Raw genomic sequence first — 4,514 nt, forward strand, 5'->3', positions numbered from 1 at the left:
CCGGTTCACGCCGCAGGGCCGCGCTCGCTCGGCGGAACCCGGTCGCCGGAGCCGCCCGGAAGTGGCTGGTCAGACTGCCGGCGCCGCGCATCACGCGGGCGTACCGGGGCGCACGGAACCGCGACGGGCTTTCCGCCCAGTCGGTCCGAGGTGGGGAACCATTAAACCGACAGGTTCCAGTAAACCAGGTCCGACCAGCAGAAACAAGACTTGTTCCGGTGCGCAGACAGGGTCACCCTTTCCACCATGAGGTGGGGACCTTCTGGTGAGTTGAGCACTGTCCTGTGGATCGGCGGAGCGCAGTGGGCGGGTAAGTCGACCGTCGCCTGGCTCTTGTCGCGCCGATTCGGGTTGACCGCGTACCACTACGACTTCCACGACGCCCGCGGTCACCACGACCGCGCGTTGGCCCACGCCGGCCGCTACCCGCACCGGCACGCGTGGCAGACCCTCCAAGCGCACGACCCGGACACCACCTGGGTGCGGCCGTCACCGCGGGAGATGGCCGAGCAGGCCAAGCACAACCACGTCGAGCGCTTCGGGATGGTGCTCGACGACCTGCGCGCCCTGTCCAGCGGACGCCCGCTCGTCGCGGAGGGGTGGGGCTTGCGGCCGGAACTGGTCGCCCCGCTGCTCGCGGACCCGCGCCAGGCCGTGTTCCTGGTGCCGACCGAGGCGTTCCGGCAGCGCCAGCTCCGCGAACTGCCCAGGGCGGGCGAGGTGCCCGCCGCGGTGAGCGACCCCGAACGGGCGCGGGCGAACCGGGTCGAGCGGGACCGCCTGCTGGCCGAGGACGTGGTGGACCGGGCGCGGGAGCACGGCCTGCGCGTCATCGAGGTCGACGGTCGGCTCAGCCCGGGAGGGCTGACCACCGTCGTGGCCGACCACTTCAGCCCGTGGCTCGGCTGAACGGGCCCGCCCGCGCGTGACCGGGTGCCCGCCGGCGTCGGACGTCCGGCCGGCGGGCCTCGCGCGTGATCCCCCTCCGACGGCAACCGGGTGAATTCGCTCGAATGAGCCCATCGAATTGCATTCGAATTCTTTCGAATTCGGACACTCCGGTTGACCTGCCCCGAGAGAGCGTGTCACAGTTCGGCTCGCCGCCGCCGGGACACCGACCTCGCGCGCTTTCGCGACGATTCGCCACAGCGCGCCGGAATGGGCGACGAAGCCCGGGAACGAGTGGTCAATGGCGAACAGGGTGCGGTCGGCCGCGGTGGTGGTCGCGCTGATCGGTCTCCTCGTCGGGAGCGCGGGGTCCGCGCAGGCCGCGACGTGGTCGTCGAGCGACAAGTGGGGCAGCTGGTCGAACGGCGGGTACACCGTGCGCAACGACGTCTGGGGCGGCGGCGCGGGCCCGCAGACGATCTGGGCGAACTCCTACAGCAACTGGGGCGTGTGGGCGGACCACCCGAACACCGGCGGTGTGAAGGCGTACCCGCACTCGGCCCGCAACATCGGTCGGAAGCTGAGCGCGTTGAGCCGGTTGTCCAGCTCGTTCAACGTGACCCGGCCCGGCAGCGGCGCTTACACCACCGCGTACGACATCTGGGCCGACAACAACGCCTACGAGATCATGATCTGGGTCAACAAGCAGGGCGCGGTCGGCCCGATCGGGGCGCGCGAGACGACGGTGTCGGTGGGCGGCCACACCTGGGACGTGCACCGCGGCTCCAACGGGGCGAACCAGGTGTTCTCGTTCGTCCGCACGGGCAACACGAACGCCGGGACGGTCGACGTGCTCGCGGTGCTGCGCTGGATCAACTCGCGCGGCTGGTACGGCGACGTGACCGTGGGGGAGGTGCAGTTCGGGTTCGAGATCACCTCGTCCTCCGGCGGCCTGAACTTCCAGTCCAACAGCTACTCCGTGACGAGCTGACGGCCTGAGCCACCCCGAACCCGGTCCTGGCGCACGTGCCGGGGCCGGGTTCGGGGCGTGTCCGCGAGCGCTACGGAAAGTGAAAGTTGTCAGGACAAGATAAGTTGTCTTAGGCTCACGGCGGCACCACGACGAACGGAGCACGCCATGTCCTTCCAGGCCTACCTCGACGCCGCCGAGAAGAAGACCGGCAAGACCCCGGCCGCACTGCTGGCCGAAGCCGGCGAGCGGGGCTACGACGCGACCACCAAGGCCGGCGTCGTGCTGGACTGGCTCAAGGCCGACTACGGGCTCGGTCGGGGGCACGGGATGGCGCTCTATTACGTGCTCAAGAACGGCACCGGGATCAGCGACAAGCACGTCGGCGGCACCGGGGCCCACCGGGACGAGTCCGCGACGCTGCGCCTGGACGGGATCGCCCACCGCTGAACGACCCCGTCCCCCGCACGACCCCGCCGACCTCGCGCCCGGCGGACGACTCACCACCCCTGCGGGACGTCACACCCCGCGGAACGTCACGCCCCGGACGACCGCGCGCCCACCGCGTCCGGCTCGTCCGCCATCGCCTCGTCGAGGAACCCGCCGGACTGGTGGCGCCACAGCTTCGCGTACGTGCCGTCGGCGTCGAGCAGCTCGGCGTGCGTGCCCTGTTCGAGCACCCGACCCCGGTCCAGCACGATCAGCCGGTCCATCCGCACGACGGTGCTCAGGCGGTGCGCCACGACCAGCGCCGTGCGGTCCTCCATCAGCCGCCACAGCGCCTGCTGGACCAGCACCTCGCTCTCCGAGTCCAACGCGCTGGTCGCCTCGTCCAGCAGCAGGATCGGCGCGTCGCGCAGGATCGCCCGGGCCAGCGCCACCCGCTGCCGCTGCCCGCCGGACAGCTTCACGCCGCGCTCCCCGACCATCGTGTCGAACCCGTCCGGCAGCGCTTCGGCGAAGTCCGTGACGTGCGCGGCCCGCGCCGCCCGCCGGATGTCGGCGTCGGTCGCGCCCGGCCGGGCGAACGCGATGTTCTCCCGCAGCGTCCGGTGGAACATGGCCGGGTCCTGCGGCACGTACGCGATCAGGCCGCGCAGGTCGGACTGGCGCAGGCGCGCGATGTCCTGACCGCCGATGAGGATGCGCCCGCTGTCGACGTCCATCAGCCGCAGCAGCAACCGGGTGAGCGTGGTCTTGCCGCCGCCGGACCGGCCGACGAGCCCGATCCGCGTGCCCGGGGCGATGTCCAGGTCCAGCCCGGTGAACAGCGGCTCGTTGCCGCCGTGCGCGAACACCACGCGGTCGAACCGGACCCCGGAGTCCGCGACCCGCAACGGTTCCGGCTCCTCCGGGTCGAGCACGGTCGGCGGGTCGAGCAGCAGCTCGGTGAACTGGGCGGCCTCGGTGAGCGCGCTCTCGAACCGCCGGTAGACCTGGTTGAACTCGAACATGATCCGCGTCGCGTTGGTGAAGTACGCGAACGTCACCACGATCGCCTCGATGCCGAGCCCGCCGCTGACCCCGACCGCGACCGCGAGGCCGAGCGCGTTGGTCAGCACGGACAGCGGGGCGACGACCGTGTCGATGCGCAAGTTGCCGTAGTCCCACGACCGCAGCGCCAGCACCCGGTTCTCGGCGGACCGGGTCCGGTGCTCCGCGCCCTCGCGCTGCTCGGCGGCGAACGCCCGCACGGTCTCCATGTTCATCAGCGTGTCGGCGACGTGGCCGGACACCCGCGCGTACGACGCCTCGCGCTCGTTGACGAGCTGCTGCCGGCGGCGGATGAGCGGCGCGACCACGAACCCCGTGACGACGATCAGGCCGAGCAGCACGACGACCAGCAACGGGTGGTAGCCCCACAGCACGACGCACGCGAAGCCCAGCGGCACCAGGTTGGCGACGACCTTGAACGCCACCGTGTCGACGAACTCCTCGAAGCGGGACGCGAAGCCCAGCACCCGCTTGGTGAGCGACCCGGCGAAGTTGTCGTGGAAGAACGCCGCGTCCTTGCCCAGCAGCGCGTCCATGCCCATCACGGACAGGTGCTCGATCCCGCGGCCGTCCGTGCGGTTGAGGCAGTGGACGCCGATGCGCCACAGCACTTCCGCGAGCAGCATCAGGCCGGCGAACGTCAGCACGTACGGCAGCACGGTGGCGAGGCCGGTGTCGCCACCGCCGGCGAGACGACCGGCGAGCGCGCCGACGGCCAGCGGCGTCAGGTAGAGCAGGCACGTGTTGCCCAGGGCGGGCAGCACGAGCGCCCCCACGCTGAGCATGCGGTGGCGGCGCAGTTCACGGCCGTACAGGCGCAGCGCGAGCAGCACCGCCTCCTTGCGGTTGTTGACGGGTTTTTCGGACCTTGGCGCGGCCATCCGACTCCCTCCGGGGGCACCTTGGCCTGATCGATGGTGCCGCAGCGGGCCCCGGGACCGCGATCGATTAACGCCGCACCCGGACCCTCGCGATCCCGCCCGACCTCGAATCACGTGAACCCACGACGCCCGTTCGGGCGATAGGGGTCAATGGAGTCGAACGACACCATCGCTCATGGGGGTATGGATGAGACGACGAGTGAGGCTGTTCGCGGGGATCGTGGCGTTGGCCGCCGCGCTGACGACGGCACCGCCGGGAACGGCCGGCGCGGCGGGGGCCA

At 71.1% G+C, this 4,514-nt stretch carries 4 protein-coding genes; 3 read left to right on the forward strand and 1 reads right to left on the reverse strand.

The window, feature by feature from the left end:
• Positions 1-270 precede the first annotated feature (270 nt).
• From AB0G02_RS22680 to AB0G02_RS22690, 3 genes are all read left to right on the forward strand, one after another.
• Positions 271-909, forward strand: coding sequence for a hypothetical protein (locus AB0G02_RS22680; protein WP_360797462.1), 639 nt, complete (start codon positions 271-273; stop codon positions 907-909).
• A gap of 280 nt (positions 910-1,189) precedes the next feature.
• Positions 1,190-1,879, forward strand: coding sequence for a hypothetical protein (locus AB0G02_RS22685; RefSeq protein ID WP_360797463.1), 690 nt, complete (start codon positions 1,190-1,192; stop codon positions 1,877-1,879).
• A gap of 147 nt (positions 1,880-2,026) precedes the next feature.
• Positions 2,027-2,308, forward strand: coding sequence for a DUF4287 domain-containing protein (locus tag AB0G02_RS22690; RefSeq protein ID WP_360797464.1), 282 nt, complete (start codon positions 2,027-2,029; stop codon positions 2,306-2,308).
• 86 nt (positions 2,309-2,394) lie between these two features.
• Here AB0G02_RS22690 and AB0G02_RS22695 read toward each other — a convergent pair whose 3' ends face one another.
• Positions 2,395-4,233, reverse strand: a complete 1,839-nt coding sequence (locus tag AB0G02_RS22695) for an ABC transporter ATP-binding protein (RefSeq protein WP_360797465.1) — start codon at positions 4,231-4,233, stop codon at positions 2,395-2,397.
• Positions 4,234-4,514 lie beyond the last annotated feature (281 nt).

It is taken from the genome of Actinosynnema sp. NPDC023658, from assembly GCF_040639995.1.
Taxonomy (GTDB): domain Bacteria; phylum Actinomycetota; class Actinomycetes; order Mycobacteriales; family Pseudonocardiaceae; genus Actinosynnema.

Coding starts and splice junctions, on each gene's coding strand:
- AB0G02_RS22685 (WP_360797463.1), top strand. CDS start 1,190: ATGGCGAACAGGGTGCGGTCGGCCGCGGTGGTGGTCGCGCTGATCGGT.
- AB0G02_RS22690 (WP_360797464.1), top strand. CDS start 2,027: ATGTCCTTCCAGGCCTACCTCGACGCCGCCGAGAAGAAGACCGGCAAG.
- AB0G02_RS22695 (WP_360797465.1), bottom strand. CDS start 4,233: ATGGCCGCGCCAAGGTCCGAAAAACCCGTCAACAACCGCAAGGAGGCG.